The organism is Paenibacillus sp. Y568, from assembly GCF_059445545.1.
Genome location: NZ_JCAIUM010000047.1, coordinates 1 through 1,792 on the forward strand (window position 1 = coordinate 1; position 1,792 = coordinate 1,792).

Sequence of the window (1,792 nt, forward strand, 5' to 3'; positions counted from 1 at the left end):
GAGTTACCCTGTGCTCGTCCTTCTTTATTCCAACTGGTGCTACCATGCCTTATCAGTGCTATAGTCGCCATATAGTGCTCCTTCAATGTTTAAAATAGATTTGCTGATCTTTCTGATAACGTTCGCGCATTACCGACGTCCAGACGGCTTAAGGACCGTAGGTCCGGGTGGCTCTGCCACTTAGCTGGTTGGATGTGTCACCTGAAATTACTTCTACGAAATCCCCTCTTGGTGACCAAGGGAGCGTAGCGACCGCAGTGGTAATGCAATGTTATCAGATGTCTTGTGCCATCTTCGATTTCCCTTCACATCTTATCAAGCCTAAGCACTTTATAATTCTTTAATATATAGTTAAATCCTGAGTATAAAGTCAAGCCTACAGCTATTAGCATAAGAATATAATCTACCTCAATGCTAGTTAGCAACTCGAATGGGTAATTGTCTAATAAAATTGCTACAATGGCAACCACTTGCATAACCATTTTCACTTTACCAAACTTGTCCGCCGACAAGGCTATTCCTTGTCCAGATGCTATCATTCTTAGTCCTGTAATTACAAATTCTCTTCCGATTATAATAATCGCTATCCACGCAGGAATCACATTTGACTGGACCATCATAATTAATGCAACGGATATCAATAATTTATCCGCTAATGGATCTAATAACTTCCCTAAATTTGTAATTTGATTATACTTCCTTGCAATATAACCGTCTAACTTGTCTGTTCCCGAAGCTACAAGAAATACCACAATTGCAATGTAAATTCCGTTTTGATTTATAAAACTAAAGAATCTACTTTCATCAGCCAGCCACTCAGGATACTTAGAATAGAACAACATAAATAAAGGTATTAAGAAAATTCTTGCAATTGTAATCTTATTCGCAAGATTCATACTAACTGCCCCTTTCAGATTTTAATAACGAGCACATGATTTCTGATAACGTTTGGCATTCCTGACGTTCAAGCAGCTTAAGTGACCGTAGGGAACGGGTCGTCAGACTTAGCTGGTTGAATGTATCGCTTGAATAATCTTCTTGAAAATCCTTCAAAGCGATCAAGGGCGAATGCCCGCAGTAGGAATGCATTGTTAGATGATGTCGTCTCTTCTTTGATTAGACCTACAATGTCGTCTTTATCCAGTACTTACAAACCCCTTCACTTAAATCAGTTAATTTGCCATTGTTCGCCTCAATTATTTTTCTTGAAGGCAAGTTCACATCATGGCATGTAAGTAATACGCTATTAATATTCATCTTTTTTGCTCTTATCAATAGTTCGCGTAATAATAATTTTCCGTATCCCTTATTTCTGCATGAAGGTCGGATAACATAACCTATATGTCCACCATGCTCTAGTAATTTATCGTTTAAATAATGACGTAGTTTCCCGTACCCAGAAGGGTAACCATCTATATATAACCAGTAAATAGTTTGTGGCACAAAGTTTGATTCTAGGTTTATTCCTCTTGCCATATCATGGTATCTTAAAATCTTCTCACTAAATATATCTTCACTTGCAGAATAAAGACTATTAACGAACCCATTCTCACCCGGACCTATCTCTAGCGCCATATCATAAATCTCTTTCGCTTCTTTTATCAATAATTCTTTTAATAATACTTTCATATACCAACCTCCTGCACTAACATGTTTAGACGATTTCATCTAACGTTTGGCATTCCTGACGTTCAAGCAGCTTAAGTGACCAAAGGGAACGGGTCGTCAGACTTAGCTGGTTGAATGTATCGCCTGAATAATCTCCTCAGAAATCCTTCTAGGCGATCAAGGG

General features: G+C 38.2%; 3 protein-coding genes. All 3 read right to left on the minus strand.

Translation table 11 applies throughout. From position 1 onward, the window contains the following. A partial coding sequence (locus AC1D7X_RS25670; RefSeq protein ID WP_495476202.1) for a histidine phosphatase family protein occupies positions 1-71 on the minus strand: 71 nt, incomplete at its 3' end. 234 nt (positions 72-305) lie between these two features. Then, complete coding sequence (gene pgsA, locus AC1D7X_RS25675; protein ID WP_495476425.1) at positions 306-896, minus strand: CDP-diacylglycerol--glycerol-3-phosphate 3-phosphatidyltransferase; 591 nt, start codon at positions 894-896, stop codon at positions 306-308. A gap of 226 nt (positions 897-1,122) precedes the next feature. Then, complete coding sequence (locus AC1D7X_RS25680) at positions 1,123-1,629, minus strand: GNAT family N-acetyltransferase (protein WP_495476426.1); 507 nt, start codon at positions 1,627-1,629, stop codon at positions 1,123-1,125. Between the last annotated feature and the right edge of the window lie 163 nt (positions 1,630-1,792).